Below are 18,861 nucleotides of genomic sequence, written 5' to 3'. Positions count from 1 at the left end.
GGAGCGGCCCGGACCGACGGGCCTCAGACGATGAGGCCGACGCGGCGCAGCTCCACCTGCAGGTCCTGCGGGCTGGTGGCCGCGTGCAGCGCGTCGTCCAGCGCCACGACCCCGTCGCGCACCAGGGTCACCAGGTGCTGGTCGAAGGTCTGCATCCCGTAGTAGCCGCCCTGGGCGATGAGGTCGGTGATGTCGTGGGTCTTGTCCGGGTCCACGATCGCCTCGGCCACCCGGCCGGTGTTCACGCAGATCTCCATGACCACGCACCGCCCCTGACCGTCCGCGCGCGGCACCAGGCGCTGGCAGACGATGCCCTTGAGCGAGCCGGCCAGGGCCAGTCGCACCTGCTTCTGCTCGTGCGGGGGGAAGAAGTCGATGATGCGGGAGATCGTCTCCGCCGCGTCGATGGTGTGCAGCGTCGACATCACGAAGTGACCCGTCTCCGACGCCGACAGCGCCGCCTTGACCGTCTCCTGGTCACGCATCTCACCGACGAGGATGACGTCGGGGTCCTGGCGCATCGCCGCGCGCAGCGCGGTGGTGAAGTCCCTGGTGTCCAGCCGGACCTCGCGCTGGTTGATCATCGAGAGCTTGTCCTTGTGGAGGACCTCGATGGGGTCCTCGATCGTCACGATGTGGCACTCCCTGGTGGAGTTGATGTGATCGATCATGCCCGCCAGCGTCGTCGTCTTGCCCGAGCCGGTGGGCCCGGTGACCAGCAGCAGGCCGCGCGCCTCCAGCGACAGGGACCGCAGCACGTCCGGCACGCCGAGGTCGTCGAGCCCCACCGCCCCGACGGCCACGCGGCGCAGCACCATCGCGCAGGAACCGCGCTGGCGGAACGCGTTGACGCGGAAGCGGCCACCCTCCGGCGGGCTGTACGCGAAGTCCGCCTCGTTCGTCCGCGCGAACTCCTCGCGCAGGTCCGCGCGCATGACCTCGGCGACCATCGCCTCGGTGTCGGCCGCCGTCAGGGTCGGCGCCTGCAGCGCCCGCAGCTTCCCGTCGATGCGGATGCGCGGCGGGGAGCCCGCCTTCAGGTGCAGGTCCGAGCCGCGGAGCTGGACCATGGCCTGCAGGTACGGCTGGATGCTGACGGCCGCGCCGGTGTCGAGGAGGGTCACCCCCGCAGGATCGGCAGCTCCCGCCCGCGCCTTGACGGTGCGCACCGCCTCCCGCGTCGCAGATGGTTCGCACCGGGGGCGGGGCGGGCACCCGCGCCCGCCGGGCGTGGGACGATGGGCCAAGCACAGGTACCGCACGCAGGAAGGAGCACCCGCGCATGAGCAAGCGAGGCCGCAAGCGCCGTTCGCGCAAGGGCAACGCCGCCAACCACGGCAACCGCCCCAACGCCTGAGAGCCCGTCCCCGCGGGCACACGCGGCAGGGCCCGGCAGCCTCGGCTGCCGGGCCCTGCCGTCGTCGCCCGCCCGCTCAGCGGCCGGACCTCGCGTGCCCGCTCAGGGGCCGAAGGTGGCGCGGACCTCGGTGATGCGCATGAGGACCTTCTGGCGCAGCTCCACCGGGGCGGAGTCGCAGCCGCAGCTGCGCCGCACGAGCGCCTTGAGGTGCTCGCTGCGGGTGTACTCGTGCATGCAGGGCGGGCAGTCCAGCAGGTGCTGCCGGATGCGCTCGCAGTCCAAGGTGTCCAGCTCGCCGTCGATGTACTCGAACGTCCGGTCCAGCACTTCGTGGCAGACGTGCTTCACCCCGGGGATCGCGGCACCCGGGTCGGGGGTGAACCCGCCGCTCACGACGTGCCCCCGGCCACCATGCCGCGGTCCCGGGCGTAGTCGGAGAGCAGGTCCCGCAGCTGGCGCCGGCCGCGGTGCAGGCGCGACATGACGGTCCCGATCGGCGTGCCCATGATCTCCGCGATCTCCTTGTAGGCGAAACCCTCGACGTCCGCGAGGTAGACCGCCATCCGGAACTCGTCGGGGATCTGCTGCAGCGCGCTCTTCACGTCGGAGTCGGGCAGGTGGTCCAGCGCCTCGGTCTCCGCCGAGCGCAGGCCGGAGGAGGTGTGGGACTCCGCACGGGCGAGCTGCCAGTCCTCGATCTCGTCGCTGTGCGACTGCTGGGGCTCGCGCTGCTTCTTGCGGTAGGTGTTGATGTACGTGTTCGTCAGGATCCGGTACAGCCACGCCTTGAGGTTGGTGCCCGGCGCGTACTGGTGGAACGCGGCGTACGCCTTGGCGAAGGCGTCCTGCACGAGGTCCTCGGCGTCCGCGGGGTTGCGGGTCATGCGCAGCGCCGCCGAGTACAGCTGGTCCAGGAAGGGCAGCGCATCGCGCTCGAAGCGGGCCGCGCGCTCTTCGGCGCTCTCCGCCTCCGGCGCCCGGGAGGTCTGCTCTGTCATCACCCCCGAGGGTAGTCGCTCGCCGCCCCTGCCGCCGGACGGGGCGGTGGCGGGGCCGGTGGGGAGAGCCCGGGAGCGGGGCCGTGTCGGCGCGCACCGGGAGAACCGGGCGCCGTGCCGGGACGCGGTCCGCGCGTCGCGCAACAGCTGCATGTCCGCCTGAACACCGGCCACCGGCACACCATTCCGACGGCCCGTGCACAGCCCGTGCACACACCGGAGCCCGCACGGCCCCGCGCCGGGGCTCAGCCGCCGAGGACCTCACCCGTGCGCAGGTCCACCACGCCCTCGAGCTCGGCCTCGGGCGCGGCGTCGAGCAGCCCGGCGTCGCGCACCCGCACGTCCCCCACCCGGCGCGGCACCGGGTGGGCGTCCAGGACGGTGTCGAACAGGTCGCGCGGCACGGCCGCGATCAGCTCGCGGATCTCCTCCGGCTGGTCGTGGGAGGGGTCCAGCCAGGCGTCGCGCAGGTCCGCGGGCACGACCAGCGGCATCCGCTCGTGCAGGCGGTCCAGGCCCGGCTCGGCCTCGGTGGTGACCACGGCGAAGGTGACGAGCCAGCGCCCGGGGTCGTCGTCGGCCTTGGCGCGGTCGCGCCAGAACTCGTAGATCCCCGCCAGCGACAGGCGCGAGCCGTCCCGCGCGTGCACCGCGAACGGCTGGGTGCGCGGCTTGCCCGTCTCCGTGCGCGCCACCGGGCTGCGCTGCCACTCGTACCAGGCGTCCACGGGCACCAGGCAGCGTCGGGCCAGCGCGGCCTTGGCGAACGAGGGCTTCTCCAGCAGCGTCTCCACCCGGGCGTTGATCATCCGCGCGGCACCGGAGGCGTCCTTGGACCAGCTCGGCACCAGGCCCCAGCGCAGGGCGCGCAGCGAGCGCACGGGCGGCGCGTCCGGGTCGTCCTTCGGCACCCGCTCCAGGACGACGGGCGGGGAGGTCGTCGGGGCGACGTTGAGGCCCGGCGCGCCCCGGTCGGTCCCGGGCTCGCCGCCGACCGCGTCGTCGTCGACCTCGAACTCCTCGACGAGGTCGGCCGCACCGGCCTTGAGGGCATACCTCCCGCACACGCGGCACAGCCTGCCACCGCCGGTGCCGATCGCGCACCGGGCGGGGGCCCGGGTGCGGTGATCGCGTGCATGCGGTAGGCAACGGGCCATGACTCTGGTGCGCCGACTCGCCCGTCCCCTCATCGCCGCCTACTTCGTCAAGTGCGGTGTGGACCAGGTCCGCCGCGCCGCCGAGCTGGCGCCGCAGGCCGAGCCCGTCACCGACGCCGTGGCCGGCCCGCTCGGGCTGCCGCAGGACGCCGAGCTGCTGGTGCGCCTCAACGGGGTCGCGATGGCCTCCGCCGCGACGCTGTTCGCCCTCGGGCGCCTCCCGCGGGTCTCCGCTCTCGTCATGGCGGCCACGCTGGCCCCCACCACCTACGCCGCGCACCCCTTCTGGGCCACCCGGGACGGGGTGCGCCGCACCGACGAGCTGGGCGACTTCCTCAAGCACGCCGGGCTGCTCGGCGCCGCGGTCCTCGCCGCGGTGGACACCGACGGCAAGCCGGGCGTGACGTGGCGCGGGCGGCGCCTGGCGAAGGACGCGCGCCGCGCCGCCCGCCTGGCCGGGGCCCAGGCCCGGCACGTCGCCGCGGTCGGCACCCGCGACGTGCAGCTCGCCGTGGAGCGGATGTCCTGAGCGCCGCCGTGCCCGACCCCGCGTCCCGCGCCGTGCCCTGCCGCGGGCCCCGGCGCGCGCCCCGGCGGGGTCGCTGCCGGGGCGGGGGCCGGGACGCTGGAAGGATGGGCCCGTGAGTTCACCCACCCCGAGTTCACCCGCCGTCCCCCCCACCGCCGGCGAGCTGTGGCCGGCGCCCGTGGCGGAGCGCCCCGTCGACGCCGTCGTGGCGGTGCCCGGCTCGAAGTCGCTGACGAACCGCTACCTCGTCGTGGCGGCGCTGGCGGCGCGCGACTCCCGGCTGCGGGATCCCCTGCGCTCGCGCGACACCGAGCTGATGGCCTCCGCGGTGCGCAGTCTCGGTGTGGCGGTGGAGGACGCCGACGCCGACTGGATCGTGCGTCCCGACGGCCTGCGCGGCGGCTCGCAGGTCGACTGCGGCCTCGCCGGCACCGTCATGCGGTTCCTGCCGCCGGTGGCGGCGCTCGCCTCCGGCCCGGTCCGCTTCGACGGCGACCCCCGGGCCCGCGAGCGCCCCATGTCGGACCTCGTGGGCGCCCTGCGCGACCTCGGGGTGCGGGTGGACGACGACGGCCGCGGCACCCTGCCCTTCACCGTGCACGGCACCGGCGGGCTGCGCGGCGGCACCGTGGTGCTGGACGCCTCCCGCTCCAGCCAGTTCGTCTCCGCGCTGCTGCTGGTCGGCTCCCGCTGCGAGCAGGGCCTGACGGTGCGCCACGAGGGCGGGCCGCTGCCCAGCAGGCCGCACGTGCAGATGACGGTGGAGGTGCTGCGCGACGTCGGCGCCGTCGTGGACGACTCCACCGAGGGCTCCTGGCACGTCGAGCACGGCGAGCTCAACGGCCTCGACGTGCAGGTCGAGCCGGACCTGTCGAACGCGGCGCCGTTCCTGGCCGCGGCGGCCGTCACGGGCGGGCGGGTGCGTGTGCCGGGCTGGCCGCAGAGCACCACGCAGGCCGGTGACCTGCTGCGCGACGTGCTGGACCAGATGGGCGCCGACGTGTCCCTGGAGCGCGAGGGCCTGCTCGTGCAGGGCACCGGCGAGCTGTACGGCCTGGACCTGGACCTGCGCGAGGCCGGGGAGCTCACCCCCGTCGTGGTCGCGCTGGCCGCCCTGGCCGACTCCCCCTCGCAGCTGCGCGGCATCGGGCACCTGCGCGGCCACGAGACCGACCGCCTCGCGGCGCTGGCGGCGGAGCTGAACCGGCTCGGCGGCGACGTGCGCGAGACGGAGGACGGCCTGCTGGTGCGCCCGCGCGCCCTGCACGGGGAGGTGTTCCGCACCTACGCCGACCACCGGATGGCCACCGCCGCGGCAGTCCTGGGGCTGCGGGTGCCGGGGGTGCAGGTCGTCGACGTCGCCACCACCCGCAAGACCCTGCCGGACTTCCCCGGGATGTGGCGGGCGATGCTCGACGGGTCGGCGGACCCGGCGGCGCGGGGCTGAGGAGCACCCCCGCCGTGCCTGCCGAGCGCCGCCCGCGCCGCTACGACGAGGAGGACGTGCGGGTCCGTCCCAACCCGCGCGGCTCCCGCCCGCGCACCAAGGAGCGCCCCGCGCACACCGCGGCCGTGCCGGGGTTCGTGGTGGCCGTCGACCGCGGCCGCTGCACGGTCCTGGTGCTGGACGAGGGCGACGCCCCCGCCGGCGCGCTGCCACCCGAGGAGGGCTGGCCGGGGCGGCGGGTGCTGGCGATGCGGGCGCGGGAGCTGGGGCGCACCGGGGTGGCCGTCGGGGACCGGGTGGCCCTGGTGGGGGACGTGACGGGGCGCCCCGACACCCTCGCGCGCATCGTGCGGATCGAGGAGCGCCGCTCGGTGCTGCGGCGCACCGCCGACGACACCGACCCGGTGGAGCGGGTGGTCGTGGCGGGCGCGGAGCAGCTCGTCGTCGTGGCGGCCGTCGCCGACCCCGAGCCGCGCGCGCGGCTGGTGGACCGGTGCCTGGTCGCGGCGTACGACGCCGGCATGACACCGCTGCTGTGCCTGACGAAGGCGGACCTGCGCGATCCGCAGGAGGTCCTCTCCACGTGGGCCCCGCTCGGCCTGGAGGCGGTGAGCACCCACCGGGAGCAGACGGCGGACGGGCCGCGGGTGGTGGGCCTGGACGCGCTGCGCGAGCGCCTCGCGGGGCGGGTCAGCGTCCTCGTCGGGCACTCCGGCGTGGGCAAGTCCACGCTGGTCAACGCCCTGGTGCCGAGCGCCGGGCGGGCCACGGGACGGGTCAACGACGTCACCGGCCGCGGCCGGCACACCTCCAGCTCCGCGGCGGCGCTGCCACTGGTCGGAGGTGGCTGGGTGGTCGACACCCCCGGCATCCGCTCCTTCGGCCTGGCGCACGTGAGCCCCGAGCGGGTGCTGCTGGCGTTCCCGGACCTGGAGCGGGGGGCCGGGGCGTGCCCCCGCGGCTGCACCCACGACGAGGAGGAGTGCGGCCTGGACGCGTGGGTGGCCTCCGGCGCGGCGGGGGCGGCCGGGCAGGTGCGGCTGGAGTCCCTGCGGCGGCTGCTGCGCGCCCGCTCCCCGCAGGGCGACGACTGAGCGCCGCGCCTGCGGGTCCCGGCGGGCTGGTACGTTCCGCGCCAGCGCTGGCGCGCGCGGGCGCGGCGCCCTCCCCCTGCCCACCCGGAGGTCCCGGTGCTCAACGTCCAGGAACGGCGGATCGAGGCACCGGCGGAACGGCTGGCGGAGCTCCTGGCGGAGCTGGCCACCCCCCGCGACCGCCTGTGGCCCAGCCCGGCGTGGCCCCGCCTGCGGCTCGACGCCGGCCTGGCCCCCGGCTCCCGCGGCGGGCACGGCCCCATCCGGTACAGCGTGGTGGAGCACGAGCCGGGCCGGCGCATCCGTTTCGCCTTCGACCCGCGGCGGGGGCTGACCGGGCACCACGAGCTCCTCGTCACCGCCGAGGGACCCGACCGCTGCCGCCTCGTCCACACCCTCGCCGGCCGCTGCCGCGGCCGCATGCTCCTGCTGTGGCCGCTGGTCGTCCGCTGGCTGCACGAGGCACTGGTGCACGACCTGTTCGACAACGCCGAGTCCGCCGCCACCGGGCGCCTCCCCGCGCGCCCGGCCCGCTGGTCGGCGTGGGTGCGCCTGCTCCGGCGCGCCCGCGGCCTGCCGGCCGTGCGGCGGGGCGGGTCCGCACCGGCCGGCTGACGCCCGGGAGCGCGCCCCCGCCGGGACCGTCCCCCGGGCCGGTCCGGCACCTCAGGGCAGCAGGGTCCGCCAGTACGCCCAGAACTCCACGCCCACCAGCGCGGCCACGGCCGCGTACGTCAGCAGCACCAGCAGCAGCCGGTACTCCACCAGCGCCCGCGCGAGCGGGTGCAGCGCCCGCGGCAGGCGCGGGGTGTCCAGCACGTCCGCGGTGGCCGTCCAGAACAGCGGCACCACCACCGCCCACACCACCATGCAGTACGGGCACAGCGCGCCGATCACGTACACGCTCTGCACGACCAGCCACCCCACGAACGCGGCGGCCGCGGCGGTGCCCGCCCAGAACCCCACCCGCACCCAGCGCGGCAGGACCACCCCGGCCAGCAGCAGCACCCCCAGGGTGGTGGTGACGGCGAACGCGGCGATGCCGATCAGGGGGTTGGGGAAACCCAGGACCGCCGCCTGCGGCTGCGTCATCACCGACCCGCACGCCAGCACGGGGTTCAGGCTGCACGAGGGCACGTAGTCCGGGTCCAGCAGCAGGCGGAAGCGCTCGACCGTGAGCACGAAGGCGGCCAGCAGCCCCAGCGCGCCGCCCGCGCCCAGCAGCAGCCCGAGGCGCCGGGGCGTCACGGGTAGCGCCGACAGCCGTTCCCCACCCGTGCCCACGGTGCCCACGGTGCTCCTCCCCCCGTCGTGCCGGTCGTCCCATCGTCGCGCGCGATCCTGGACGCCGTCTGGGAGCCGCGCGGCGGGGCGCGGCGGCACCGGCGGGGGCGGCCGGTAGCGTCCCGCCCGTGCCCCCTGCCGCGGACCGCCCCCGCTACGACGACGACCTGCGCCTGGCCCACGTCGTCGCCGACTCGGTGGACGGGCTGACGACGGACCGCTTCCGCGCGCGGGACCTGCACGTGGAGACCAAACCGGACCTGACCCCCGTCACGGACGCCGACCGGGCCGCCGAGGAGCTGGTGCGCGCCACGCTGAAGCGCACCCGCCCGCGCGACGCGGTGCTCGGGGAGGAGTTCGGCCTCGTCGGGCACGGGCAGCGGCAGTGGGTGGTCGACCCCATCGACGGCACGAAGAACTTCGTGCGCGGTGTGCCGGTGTGGGCGACGCTCCTGGCGCTGCTGGACGACGGCGAGCCGGTCCTCGGGGTGGTCTCCGCCCCGGCGCTGGGACGGCGCTGGTGGGCCGCGACCGGCTCCGGGGCCTGGAGCGGGCGCAGCCTGGCCTCGGCCACGCGGCTGTCCGTCTCGGGCGTGCGGACCCTCTCGGACGCCTCGTTCTCGTACTCCTCGCTGACCGGCTGGGAGGACGCGGGGCGGCTGGAGCAGTTCCTCTCCCTGTCGCGGCGGGTGTGGCGCACCCGCGCCTACGGGGACTTCTTCTCCTACATGCTCCTGGCGGAGGGCGCGGTGGACGTGGCCGCCGAGCCGGAGCTGGCGCTGTACGACATGGCCGCCCTCGTGCCGATCGTCACCGAGGCCGGGGGGCGTTTCACCTCCCGCGACGGGGTGGACGGCTGCGGCGGCGGGAACGCGGTGGCCACGAACGGCCACCTGCACACCGAGGTGCTGCGCTACCTGGGCACGGACGGGGCGGCCTCGCAGTGAGCGCCCGGTCGTGAGGACGTGCCCGTGAGGACCCGCCCGTGAAGGTCCCCGCGCCCCTGCCCGCCGGGCTGGACCGGCGGCTGCTGGTCTGGGAGGTCGTCGCCGTCCTCGCCGTGTCCCTCGGCGCCCGCGGGGTGCGCGCGCTCGTCACGTACGTGGGGGCCGTCACCGCCCCGGAGCCGATGTCGGCGCAGCGGGCGACGGTGCTGGGTTCCTGGGCGCCGGACCGGCCGTGGCTGGACCTGGCCCACCAGCTCGTCTCCGTCGCGGTGGGCCTGGCGCCGGTCGTGCTGGTCGCGTACCTGCTGGCCCGCAGCGGGGAGTCGTTGCGGCACATCGGCTTCGACCGCAGCCGGCCCGCGGGGGACCTGGGTCGCGGTCTGGCCCTGGCGGCGGCGATCGGCTCCACCGGGCTGGTGTTCTACCTGGCCACCGTGGCCCTCGGCATCAACCGCACCGTCGTGGCGTCCGCGCTGCCGGAGGTGTGGTGGGCGGTGCCGGTGCAGGTCCTGGCGGCGGCGCAGAACGGGATCCTGGAGGAGGTGCTGGTCGCGGGTTTCCTCCTGCACCGCCTCGCCCAGCTCGGGGTCGGCCGCGGCCGCGCCCTCGTGGTGAGCGCCCTGCTGCGCGGCTCCTACCACCTGTACCAGGGCGCGGGCGGTTTCCTCGGCAACGTCCTCATGGGGTTCGTGTTCGGCTGGCTGTACCAGCGCTGGGGACGCTGCATGCCGCTGGTGGTCGCGCACACCGCGATCGACGTCGGCGCGTTCGTGGGTTTCGCGCTGCTGGCGGGCAGGGTGGACTGGCTGCCGTCCTGAGCCGCGGGACCCTGCGGGAAGTGTGAGATCCCTCTCACGGGGTCAGGGGTCAGGTGTCCCCGGGCAACTGCCCGATGGACAGGCACGTGCCCGTCGCCGCCCTGACCCCCGAGACCCTCGTCCACACCGTCGGCCTGACCGCCGCCACCCTCGGCGTCCTCACCTCCGTCCCGCAGGTCGCCCGCCTCCTGCGCGACCCCCGCGCGGAGGGCCTGTCCCCCGCCTCCAGCCTCCTCGGCGTGCTCGCCGCCGGCTCGTGGCTGACGTACGGCGTGCTGCTGCTGGACCCCGCCCAGCTCGTCGGCAACGTGCCGGGCCTGCTGGGCGCCGTGCTGACCGCCGCGCTGGTCTACCGGCGCACGGGCCTGCGCCAGGCGCACGGGCAGGTGCTCACCGCGGCGTGGGCCCTCGCCCTGGCGGGGGTGTGGTTCCTCGCCGGTGTGCAGGGCGTCGGGATCGCCGCCACGGTGGTGTCGCTGGTCAAGATGGCCCCGCAGATCGGGGTGGTGCTGCGCGGCGGCTCGCTGGCGGCGCTCTCGCCCGGCACGTACCTGCTGGCCACCGTCGCCGCGGTGCTCTGGACGGTCTACGGCCTGGCCCTGGGCCAGGGCTCGGTCATCGCCTGCTCCGCGATCAGCGCGGTCCTGTCCGCGTTCGTGCTCTCCCGCCGGTGCCCGCCGCGCCGGGTGGTGCTCGCCCTGCACGCCGGTCGCTGGGGTGCGCCCGGGCGGGTCCTGGTGCGCCCGGTGCTGGCGCTGGCCGCCTGAACCCCGGGCGGGGCCTCCCCTGGCGGAGCCTCCTCTGACGGGGCCTCCTCTGACGGAGCCTCCTCTGACGGAGCCTCCTCTGACGGGGCCTCCTCTGGCGGGGACGTTATGCCCCGACACGCCCGCGTGTCGGGGGCAGGACGTCCCCGTTCAGCGCCGGCCGCCCGTGGGTGGGGACGTTCCACCGCGACACGCCCGCGTGTCGCGTGCAGAACGTCCCCGTCCACGTGGCGCACCCATCCACGTGGCGCACCCACCCACGTGGCGCACCCACCCACGGGCGCACCCACCCACGGGCGCACCCGGGTGGGCACCCGGTCCGGGGCGGTCAGCGCGTCAGCGCAGGAACCACTGGCGCGGCTCGGCGAGGGCCTCCACCGCGTCCGGGCCCCAGGTGCCCGGCGCGTACGGCAGCACCTCGGGCCGGTCCCGCTGGAAGCGCTCGATCGCCCGCCACGCGTCGCGCAGGCCCGCCACGCCGGTGAAGAACGACTGGTCCCCGGCCAGGACGTCGTGGATGAGCTTGGCGTAGGGCGGGGCCTCCGCGCCGGGCAGCTCGTCCAGCGCGATCGCGGCGGTCCCGGTGGTGAACTCCCGGCCGACGCCCTGCTTCTTCAGCACGATCCGCATCTCGATGCGCCCGCCCTCCAGCAGGGAGAAGCTCAGCGCGCTCGGCTCCTGCGGCAGCAGCTCCAGCAGCGGGCCCTCCGGCCGGCGCAGCACCAGGGTGATGCGCTGCTCGTCGGCGGCCATCCTCTTGCCGCTGCGCAGCAGGAACGGCACGCCCCGCCAGCGCTCGGAGTCCACCCACAGCCGCACCGCGGCCAGCGTGTCCGTCGTGGAGCCCTCCGCCACGCCCTCGATGTCGCGGTAGCCCTCGAACTGCCCGAGCACCACCTCGGCGGGGTCGATCTCGCGGAAGTGCGCGATCGCGGCGTCGCGGGCGCCGCGCAGCTCACCGGGCGAGAGGTCCCGGGGCACCTCCATCGCCACCGTCGCCGCGAGCTGGAACAGGTGCGTGACGATCATGTCGAGAAAGGCGCCGGTCGCGTCGTAGAAGTCGGCGCGCTGGGCCACGTCGAGGGTCTCGGCGATGTCGATCTGCACCTCCTCCACGTGCTCGGCGGACCAGATCGCGCCCACGAGGGGGTTGCCCAGGCGGGCGGCCATCATGTTGCGGACGGTCTCGAAGGCGAGGAAGTGGTCGATGCGGAAGACCTGCTCGTCGGCGAAGACCCGCTGCACCTCCGCGTCGAGCTCCTCGAAGGTGTCCAGGTCGGTGCCGTACGGCTTCTCGTAGACGATGCGGCAGCCCTCGGCCAGGCCGTGGGTGTCGATGGCCCTCGTCAGCCCGAGGAACGCCCCCGGCGGCACGGCCAGGTAGTGCACGAGCTGCACGTCCCCGCCGAGCTCCTCGCGCGCCTCGGCGATCCGCTGCGGCAGCAGGCCCGCGTCCTCGGCGGAGAAACCGCCCCCGGCGTAGGACAGCCGCCCGGCGAAGTCGTCCCAGGGGCCGTCCGCCGGCTGCGGGCCGAACTCCTCCAGCGCCCCGCGCACGTGGTCGCGGAACCAGGCGTCGTCCCGGTCCCCGCGGGAGGTGCCCACGAGGCGCCACCGCTGCGGCAGCAGGCCGCGGCGCGCCAGCTCGAAGAACGCCGGGAGCACGAGGCGGCGGGCGAGGTCGCCCGTCGAGCCGTACATCACGAACACCGTCGGCCGGGCATCCTGCACGTTCTGGCTCACAACCCACCTTGTCCCGCCGCGCCCGTCCGGCCGCGCGCTCGTCTCGTCGTCGCTCCCGCCGCGACCGCCCCCGGCGGGGCCTCCCGCGGGCCCGCCCGGGCCGTCCCGGCGCGCTCCCGACCGGGAGCGCTCCCATCATCGCGCCCCCGACGGCCCGGCGCGCCCGGGGCGGGGCCCTCCCCTCCCCGCACCCGCGCCGCCCCCGCCGCGACACCCGGCCAGGCGCTAGGGTGCGGACGTGAGCACCGCGCCCGCCGCTGCCGTCACCGTCGCCGGTGGCGCGCTCGGCCGTGCGTGGTGGTGGGCGACTCCGGCGGCCGCCTGACTCCCCACGCACCGAGGGAGGCCGCCGCGAGGTGGCGCCTCCCGGCTCCCCTCGCCGACCGGCTCCCGCCGACCCGCCCCGCCGAGGAGGACCGATGAGCACCCCCACACCCGACGCCGCACCGGACGCCCGATCCGTGATCGCAGGACTGCTGCGCGAGGGCGCCGGGCCCTTCGCGCTGCTGCGCCGGCTCGATCCCGCCACCGGCTCCCCCGGCCCCGTGGAGGTGCTCACGGGACCGGTCACCACCGTGGACCGGCTCGCCGACGTCCCCCTGCCCGGCGGCGCACCGCAGGACGGGCCGCGGCGCGACGCCCTGGCCCTGGTGCCGTTCCGCCAGCTCGCCGAGCGCGGCTTCGAGGTCCACGACGACGGCACCCCCCTGCGGGTCCTGCAGGTCACCGGGGCGCTGGAGCTGCACGACCTCGACGACGTGCTCTCCGCCCTGCCCGACGACGACGTGGACCTGCGCGACGTCGCCCCCGACCTGAGCGACGACGAGTACGCCGACGTGGTCCGCCGCATCCTCGCCGAGGAGATCGCCGAGGGCACCGGCGCCAACTTCGTCATCCGCCGCGACGTGGACGCCCGGATCAACTCCTTCACCCCCCGCACCGCCCTGAGCCTGTTCCGCCGCCTCCTCGTCGCCGAGACCGGTGCGTACTGGACGTTCGTCGTGCACGTGCCCGCCGGGGCCGACGGGCCCGCCGGCCGCACCCTCGTCGGCGCCAGCCCCGAGGTGCACGTGCGGATGGCGCGCGGCGAGGTCGTCATGAACCCCATCTCCGGCACCTACCGGTACCCGGCGACCGGCCCGGACGCCGACGGCATCGTGGAGTTCCTCACCGACCCCAAGGAGGTCGAGGAGCTGTTCATGGTGGTCGACGAGGAGCTGAAGATGATGTGCTCCGTCGGCGACCTCGGCGGCACCGTGCACGGCCCGTACCTGCGGGAGATGGCGCACCTGGCGCACACCGAGTTCGAGCTGCGCGGGCGCAGCACCCTGGACGCGCGGGAGGTGCTGCGGCAGACCATGTTCGCCGCCACCGTCACCGGCAGCCCCCTGCAGAGCGCGTGCCGGGTGATCCGCCGCTACGAGCCGTCCGGGCGGGCCTACTACGCCGGGGCGCTGGCCCTGCTCGGCCGCGACGCCGACGGCGGGCAGACCCTGGACTCCCCCATCCTCATCCGCACCGCCGACGTGTCCGACGACGGGCGGGTCCGCGTCTCGGTGGGCGCGACCCTCGTGCGCGGCTCCGAGCCCGCCGGCGAGGTCGCCGAGACCCACGCCAAGGCCGCCGGGGTCCTGCGCGCGCTCGGCGCCCTGCCGCCCGCGCCCACCGGCGGGCCCGCCGGGGCGCCGCCCGCCCGGCGCGTCCCGCTCGTCGCGGACCCGCGCGTGGCGACGCTGCTGGCCTCCCGCCGCGACCGCCTCGCCCCGTTCTGGCTGGACGCGCAGGCGCAGGAGCCCGGGGAGGTCCTCGGGGACGTGCTCGTCGTCGACGCGGAGGACACCTTCACCGCGATGCTCGCGCACGTCCTCACCGCCGGTGGCCTGCCGTCCCGGGTGCTGCGCTACGACGACCCCGGTCTCGACGCGGCGCTCGCCGGGCACCGCGGCCTCGTGGTGCTCGGTCCCGGCCCGGGCGACCCGGAGGACTCCACCGACCCGCGCCTGAGGCGGCTGCAGGACCTCGCCGCGGCGCTGACGGACTCCGCGCGCGCCGGCGGCAACCCGGTGCTCGGGGTGTGCCTGGGGCACCAGATGATCTCCCGCTCCCTCGGGCTGCCGCTGCGGCGCAAGGACTCCCCGTTCCAGGGCGCCCAGCTGGAGGTCGAGGTGTTCGGCCGCTCCGCCACCGTCGGGTTCTACAACTCCTACACGGCGCGGGCCGACGACGCCCGGGTCGCCGAGCTCGCCGCGCAGGGCGTGGAGGTGTGCCGGGCCCCGGGCGAGGAGCTGCTGGCGCTGCGCGGGCCGGGGTTCGCGGGCGTGCAGTTCCACCCGGAGTCGGTGCTGACGCTGGACGGGCCGGGGGTGCTGCGCTCGGTGGTGGAGCCGCTGCTGCTGCAGGGCTGAGCCGGGGCCCCCTCCGCTCCTGCCCGGCCCGCCCGCCCATCTCCGGGTTTCGGCGCGCCGGGGCCGGCTCCCGCCCGCCCATCTCCGGGTTCGGGCGCCCCAGGGCCGGCTCCCGCCCGCCCATCTCCGGGTTTCGGCGCGCCGGGGCCGGCTCCCGCCCGCCCATCTCCGGGTTCGGGCGCTCGGAGAGGGCTTCCCGGGCGCCGGAACCCGGAGATGGGCGGGGAAGACAGGGGCGCGGGGAAGGGAGAGCGCCACCCCTCACAGCCGCGGGTCGACGGGCTCCGACTCCAGCGCGAGCACCGCGAACACGCACTCGTGGACCCGCCACAGCGGCTCTCCCGCCGCGGCCCGCTCCAGCGCCTCCAGGCCCAGGGCGTACTCCCGCGCCGCGAGGGACCGCTTGCGGCCGAGGTTGCGCTCCCGCAGGCGCTCCAGGTTGCCCGGCTCGGTGTGGTCGGGGCCGTAGATCAGCCGCAGGTAGTCCCGGCCGCGGACCTTCAGCCCCGGCTGCACCAGGCCCTTCGGCCCGCGCACGAGGTTCGCGGCGGGCTTGACGACCATCCCCTCCCCGCCGGCGGCGGTGAGCTCCTCCCACCAGCGGACCCCGGCCGCGACGGACCCCGGGTCGGCGACGTCCACGGCGAGGCGCCGGGTGGCGGTGAACCGGCCCGGGGCGGCGGCCACGAGCCGGTCGGCCACGTCGAGGTGCCAGGCGTGGGGGCGCTCGGCGAACGTGGCGCCCTCGGCGGCGAGCACCTGGAACGGCGCGAGCCGCACCCCGTCCAGGCCGTCGGTGGGCCAGCAGTAGCGCCGGTACGCCGCCCGGAACGCCTCCGCGTTCGCCGCTCGCGAGCGGGTGCGGCCCAGCAGGTCCGCCACGTCGAGCCCGCGTGCGGCGGCCTGTTCCAGCACCGCTCCCGCCGCGCCGAGGGCGTGGGAGGCGGCGGCCCCCGTGGCGGCGTACTGCTCGCGCAGCAGCTGCTGCGCCTTGGCGTTCCACGGCAGCAGCTCCGCGTCCAGCAGCAGCCAACCCGTCCCGGAGCCGTCGGGCAGCTCCTCGAACAGCCCCGCCGCGGTGCAGGCGGCGCGCACCTCGGCCAGCAGGGCGGCGGTGAGGTCCGGCGGCAGGAACGCCCGGCCGGTGCGGGTCCACACCTGCCCCAGCGCCGGGGCGGCGGCGGGGCCGAACCGGGTGGCGGCCTCCGCGTCGCGGCACACCAGCACCACGGCGCGCGAGCCCATGTGCTTCTCCTCGCACAGCACCTGCCGCACCCCGTCGGCCCGGTACGCGCCGAACGCCTGCTCGGGGTGCTCCAGCAGCCCGGGGGAGGTCGAGGTGGCGACGGGGCTCATCGTCGGCGGCAGGTACAGCAGGACGCGCGGGTCGACGGCGTAGCGGCTGACGACCTCCAGGGCCGCGGCGGCGTTCTCCTCCCGCACGGTGATGCGGCCGTGCAGGCGGGTCTCCACGACCCGCCGGCCGGTGACGTCGGACAGCTGCAGCACGTCGGGGTCGCGGACGGCGGGGGCGGCCGCGTCCTGCCCGGCCACGGGGAACGGCCGCACCGGCTCGTAGTGCACCGCGGCGGCGGGCACGTCGACGAGCTCGCGCTCGGGCCAGCGCAGCGCGGTGAGGTGGCCGCCGAACACCGCCCCGGTGTCCAGGCACGTCGTGCGGTTCACCTCCTCCACCCGCGGGGTCGGGACGTGCCCGTACAGGACCGTCGCGGCGCCCCGGTACTCCTCCGCCCACGGGTGGCGCACGGGCAGGCCGAACTCGTCGGTCTCCCCCGTCGTCTGCCCGTACAGGCAGAACTCCCGCACCCGGCGGGAGGAGCGGTTGTGGTAGCGCTCGGGCAGCCCGGCGTGGCAGACGACGAGGTTCCCGTCGTCCAGCACCAGGTGCGAGACGAGGCCGTCGAGGAACTCCACGACCTGCGCCCGGAAACCCTCCTCCTGCAGGGAGAGCTGGTGCAGGGACTCCGCCAGGCCGTGGGTCACCTGCACCCGGCTGCCCCGCAGGGCGCGCAGGAGTTTCGCGTCGTGGTTCCCCGGCACCACGAGGGCGTCGCCGTCGGCGGCCATCCCCATGACGAGGCGCAGCACACCGGGGGTGTCGGGCCCGCGGTCCACGAGGTCACCGAGCAGCACCGCGCGCCGGCCGTCCGGGTGCGAGGCGCCCACGGCGCGACCCCGCTCGTCACGGCGCAGCTCGTAGCGCAGGCGCACCAGCAGGAGCTGCAGCTCCTCGCGGCAGCCGTGCACGTCGCCGATGACGTCGAACGGGCCGTGCTCGCCGCGGCGGTCGGTGTACAGCGGGACGCGCACGATCCGCGCGGCGTCCACCTCCTCCGGCGAGCGCAGCACGTGGACGGCGCGGAAACCCTCCCTGGCGAGGCCGCGCAGGCCGCGGCGGAGCTGGTCGGACTGGCGCTTCAGGACCCCGGGACCGAACTGCCGGTCGGGGCGGGCGCGGTTGCGCTCGGCGCACACCCCCTGCGGGACGTCGAGGACCACGGCGACGGGCAGCACGTCGTGCTCCCGCGCCAGGGCGACGAGCTTGCGCCGCGCGTCGGGCTGCACGTGGGTGGCGTCGACGACGGTGAGCAGCCCCCGCGCGAGCCGTTTCGCGGCCACGGCGAACAGGACCTCGAAGGCGTCGGCGGTGGCGGCCTGGTCGTTCTCGTCGCCGGACACCATCGCGCGGAACGCGTCGGAGGACAGCACCTCGTGCGGGCCGAACCTCTCCCGCGCGAACGTGGACTTGCCGGATCCGGTGACGCCCACGAGCGCGACCAGGGCGAGGGCGGGGATCTCCAGGTCGCTCACGCCGCACCTCCCGCGCCGGTCCTCGTGAACACCGCGACCTGGGTGGGCGGGCCCACCGCGGGGTCGTCGGGGCCGGCGCCGGTGAACCCGACCTCGTAGCCGTGCGCCACCGCCACCGCGCCCGCCCAGTTCCGGAACTGCGCGCGGGTCCACTCGAACCGGTGGTCGGGGTGGCGGAACCGGCCCGCGGCGAGGGAGGGGAAGCGGACGTTGTGCTCGGCGTTGGGCGTGGTGACCACGACGGTGCGCGGTGCGGCGGAGCGGAACACGGCGCGCTCCAGCGCGGGCAGGCGCGCGGGCTCGACGTGCTCGACGACCTCCACGAGGGTGAGCGCGTCGAACCCGGCGAGCCGGTCGTCGCGGTACGTCAGCGACGTCTGCAGCAGCCGCAGCCGTGCGCGGGTGCGCTCCGGCATCCGCTCCGGTCGCAGCCGGCGCTCGGCGGCCTCCAGCGCGCGGGGGGAGACGTCGGCGCCGACGACCTCGGTGAACCGCTCGTCGGCCAGGAGCTCGGCGAGCAGCGCGCCCTCCCCGCAGCCGACGTCGGCCACGCGCGCCGCCCCGGCCCGCCGCAGGAGGTCCAGGATCACGGCGCGGCGCTCGACGGCGAGGGAGGGCCGCGTCGTCGCCGGTCCCGCCTCCCCCGCCGCCGCCAGCGCCGCGGCCTCCCCCGCCGCGTCGGGGTCGTCGGCGTCGGTGAGGAGCCCGCGCGCCGAGGAGGCGAGGGAGCGCTGGTGGGCGAGGTACCGGGCGGTGACGAGCTCGCGTTCGGGGTGCGCGGCCAGCCAGCCGGAACCGGCGCGCACCAGCTTGTCGACCTCCTCCGGTCCCACCCAGTAGTGCTTGGCGTCGTCGAGGACGGGCAGCAGCACGTACAGGTGGCTCAGGGCGTCGGCGAGGCGCACCGTGCCGCTCAGGCGCAGGTCCACGTACGGGGAGGTCCCCCACGCGGGGACCTGCTCGTCCAGCGGCAGTTCCGCCGCCTCCACGCGCCAGCCCAGCGGCGCGAAGAGCCGGTGCGCGAGGTCCGCGCCGCCGCGGCAGGGCAGCACGGGGACCCGCAGCTCCAGGGGCAGGGCGGTGGCGGCCAGTTCCGGGCGGCTCGCGCAGCGGCCGGCCAGGGCGGTGCGGAACACCGACGCCAGCGCCACCGCCAGCAGGCTGGAGGCGGCGTAGGGGCGGTCGTTGACGTAGCGGCCCAGCGCGAAACCCTCCGGTGCGGCCTTCGGCCCGCGCACCAGCGCGACGGGGTCCACCTCCAGCAGCAGCGCGGCGGTGCACCGCCCGGGCGTCGCCTCGGGGTAGAGGACGTGCGCGGTGCCGGCGGCCAGCGCGCTGGACTGCGGCCGGTCGGGGTGCTTGTGCAGCAGGTGCCCGAGGTCGGTCGCCAGGAACCCCGCCGTTCCCGTGGTGGTGATGGTGAGCAGCACCGCCCCACACCACCACACCGGGGCACCGCGGCGCGCGCCCGTTCCGGCGG

17 protein-coding genes are annotated in these 18,861 nt (G+C 76.3%); 9 read left to right on the top strand and 8 right to left on the bottom strand.

The annotated features are described in order from the left end of the window. Nucleotides 1-23 precede the first annotated feature (23 nt). On the bottom strand, nt 24-1,124 hold the full coding sequence (locus tag ACYQBY_RS05530; protein ID WP_459642820.1) for a type IV pilus twitching motility protein PilT: 1,101 nt from the start codon (nt 1,122-1,124) through the stop codon (nt 24-26). A gap of 158 nt (nt 1,125-1,282) precedes the next feature. Here ACYQBY_RS05530 and ACYQBY_RS05525 point away from each other — a divergent pair, with 158 nt between their 5' ends. After that, a complete protein-coding gene (locus tag ACYQBY_RS05525; protein ID WP_371863679.1) occupies nt 1,283-1,357 on the top strand; it encodes a 50S ribosomal protein bL37 in 75 nt (24 codons plus the stop codon). Between the two features lie 102 nt (nt 1,358-1,459). On the opposite strand, the gene rsrA is transcribed toward ACYQBY_RS05525, so the two are convergent. From rsrA to ACYQBY_RS05510, 3 genes are all read right to left on the bottom strand, one after another. After that, nucleotides 1,460-1,753 carry a mycothiol system anti-sigma-R factor gene (gene rsrA, locus ACYQBY_RS05520; RefSeq protein WP_459642819.1) on the bottom strand — a complete coding sequence of 98 codons (294 nt, stop codon included), beginning with the start codon at nt 1,751-1,753 and terminating at the stop codon, nt 1,460-1,462. Continuing rightward, nucleotides 1,750-2,511 carry a sigma-70 family RNA polymerase sigma factor gene (locus ACYQBY_RS05515; RefSeq protein WP_459643121.1) on the bottom strand — a complete coding sequence of 254 codons (762 nt, stop codon included), beginning with the start codon at nt 2,509-2,511 and terminating at the stop codon, nt 1,750-1,752. The genes rsrA and ACYQBY_RS05515 overlap by 4 nt, the downstream gene beginning before the upstream one ends. A 92-nt stretch (nt 2,512-2,603) precedes the next feature. Then, nucleotides 2,604-3,425 carry an SOS response-associated peptidase gene (locus tag ACYQBY_RS05510; RefSeq protein ID WP_459642818.1) on the bottom strand — a complete coding sequence of 274 codons (822 nt, stop codon included), beginning with the start codon at nt 3,423-3,425 and terminating at the stop codon, nt 2,604-2,606. Nucleotides 3,426-3,513: 88 nt separating this feature from the next. On the opposite strand from ACYQBY_RS05510, the gene ACYQBY_RS05505 reads away from it, so the two are divergent. From ACYQBY_RS05505 to ACYQBY_RS05490, 4 genes are all read left to right on the top strand, one after another. After that, nucleotides 3,514-4,044 carry a DoxX family protein gene (locus tag ACYQBY_RS05505; RefSeq protein ID WP_459642817.1) on the top strand — a complete coding sequence of 177 codons (531 nt, stop codon included), beginning with the start codon at nt 3,514-3,516 and terminating at the stop codon, nt 4,042-4,044. Between the two features lie 112 nt (nt 4,045-4,156). Next, nucleotides 4,157-5,491, top strand: coding sequence for a 3-phosphoshikimate 1-carboxyvinyltransferase (gene aroA, locus ACYQBY_RS05500; protein ID WP_459642816.1), 1,335 nt, complete (start codon nt 4,157-4,159; stop codon nt 5,489-5,491). A gap of 14 nt (nt 5,492-5,505) precedes the next feature. Continuing rightward, nucleotides 5,506-6,585: a ribosome small subunit-dependent GTPase A gene (gene rsgA / locus ACYQBY_RS05495; protein ID WP_459642815.1), complete on the top strand. Its 1,080-nt coding sequence runs from the start codon at nt 5,506-5,508 to the stop codon at nt 6,583-6,585. Between the two features lie 96 nt (nt 6,586-6,681). Then, on the top strand, nt 6,682-7,200 hold the full coding sequence (locus ACYQBY_RS05490; protein WP_459642814.1) for an SRPBCC family protein: 519 nt from the start codon (nt 6,682-6,684) through the stop codon (nt 7,198-7,200). 51 nt (nt 7,201-7,251) lie between these two features. Here ACYQBY_RS05490 and ACYQBY_RS05485 read toward each other — a convergent pair whose 3' ends face one another. Beyond that, nucleotides 7,252-7,878: a vitamin K epoxide reductase family protein gene (locus ACYQBY_RS05485; RefSeq protein WP_459642813.1), complete on the bottom strand. Its 627-nt coding sequence runs from the start codon at nt 7,876-7,878 to the stop codon at nt 7,252-7,254. A gap of 119 nt (nt 7,879-7,997) precedes the next feature. Here ACYQBY_RS05485 and hisN point away from each other — a divergent pair, with 119 nt between their 5' ends. The 3 genes from hisN to ACYQBY_RS05470 all read left to right on the top strand — a co-directional run bounded on the left by hisN (nt 7,998) and on the right by ACYQBY_RS05470 (nt 10,401). Beyond that, the gene (gene hisN, locus ACYQBY_RS05480) at nt 7,998-8,816 is read left to right on the top strand and encodes a histidinol-phosphatase (RefSeq protein ID WP_459642812.1); all 819 of its coding nucleotides are present in this window, start codon (nt 7,998-8,000) and stop codon (nt 8,814-8,816) included. Between the two features lie 38 nt (nt 8,817-8,854). Continuing rightward, complete coding sequence (locus ACYQBY_RS05475; RefSeq protein WP_459642811.1) at nt 8,855-9,634, top strand: CPBP family intramembrane glutamic endopeptidase; 780 nt, start codon at nt 8,855-8,857, stop codon at nt 9,632-9,634. An 86-nt stretch (nt 9,635-9,720) separates the two neighbouring features. Next, nucleotides 9,721-10,401: a PQ-loop domain-containing transporter gene (locus ACYQBY_RS05470; protein WP_459642810.1), complete on the top strand. Its 681-nt coding sequence runs from the start codon at nt 9,721-9,723 to the stop codon at nt 10,399-10,401. Nucleotides 10,402-10,737: 336 nt separating this feature from the next. On the opposite strand, the gene ACYQBY_RS05465 is transcribed toward ACYQBY_RS05470, so the two are convergent. Then, on the bottom strand, nt 10,738-12,144 hold the full coding sequence (locus tag ACYQBY_RS05465) for a glucose-6-phosphate dehydrogenase (protein ID WP_459642809.1): 1,407 nt from the start codon (nt 12,142-12,144) through the stop codon (nt 10,738-10,740). Nucleotides 12,145-12,563: 419 nt separating this feature from the next. Here ACYQBY_RS05465 and ACYQBY_RS05460 point away from each other — a divergent pair, with 419 nt between their 5' ends. Next, a complete protein-coding gene (locus ACYQBY_RS05460) occupies nt 12,564-14,549 on the top strand; it encodes an anthranilate synthase family protein (RefSeq protein ID WP_459642808.1) in 1,986 nt (661 codons plus the stop codon). A 261-nt stretch (nt 14,550-14,810) separates the two neighbouring features. Here the strand turns inward: ACYQBY_RS05460 and ACYQBY_RS05455 are convergent, their stop codons facing one another. Further along, entirely contained in the window at nt 14,811-17,381 is a 2,571-nt protein-coding gene (locus ACYQBY_RS05455) for a polynucleotide kinase-phosphatase (RefSeq protein ID WP_459642807.1), read from the bottom strand. After that, nucleotides 17,378-18,811 (bottom strand): 3' terminal RNA ribose 2'-O-methyltransferase Hen1, encoded by a 1,434-nt coding sequence (locus ACYQBY_RS05450; protein WP_459642806.1) that lies wholly within the window; start codon nt 18,809-18,811, stop codon nt 17,378-17,380. The genes ACYQBY_RS05455 and ACYQBY_RS05450 overlap by 4 nt, the downstream gene beginning before the upstream one ends. Nucleotides 18,812-18,861 lie beyond the last annotated feature (50 nt).

The sequence above is a fragment of the Kineococcus anabasis genome, from assembly GCF_054590795.1.
Note: the sequence above shows the minus strand (reverse complement) of the source record. Positions and strands in the feature narration are given on the sequence as shown.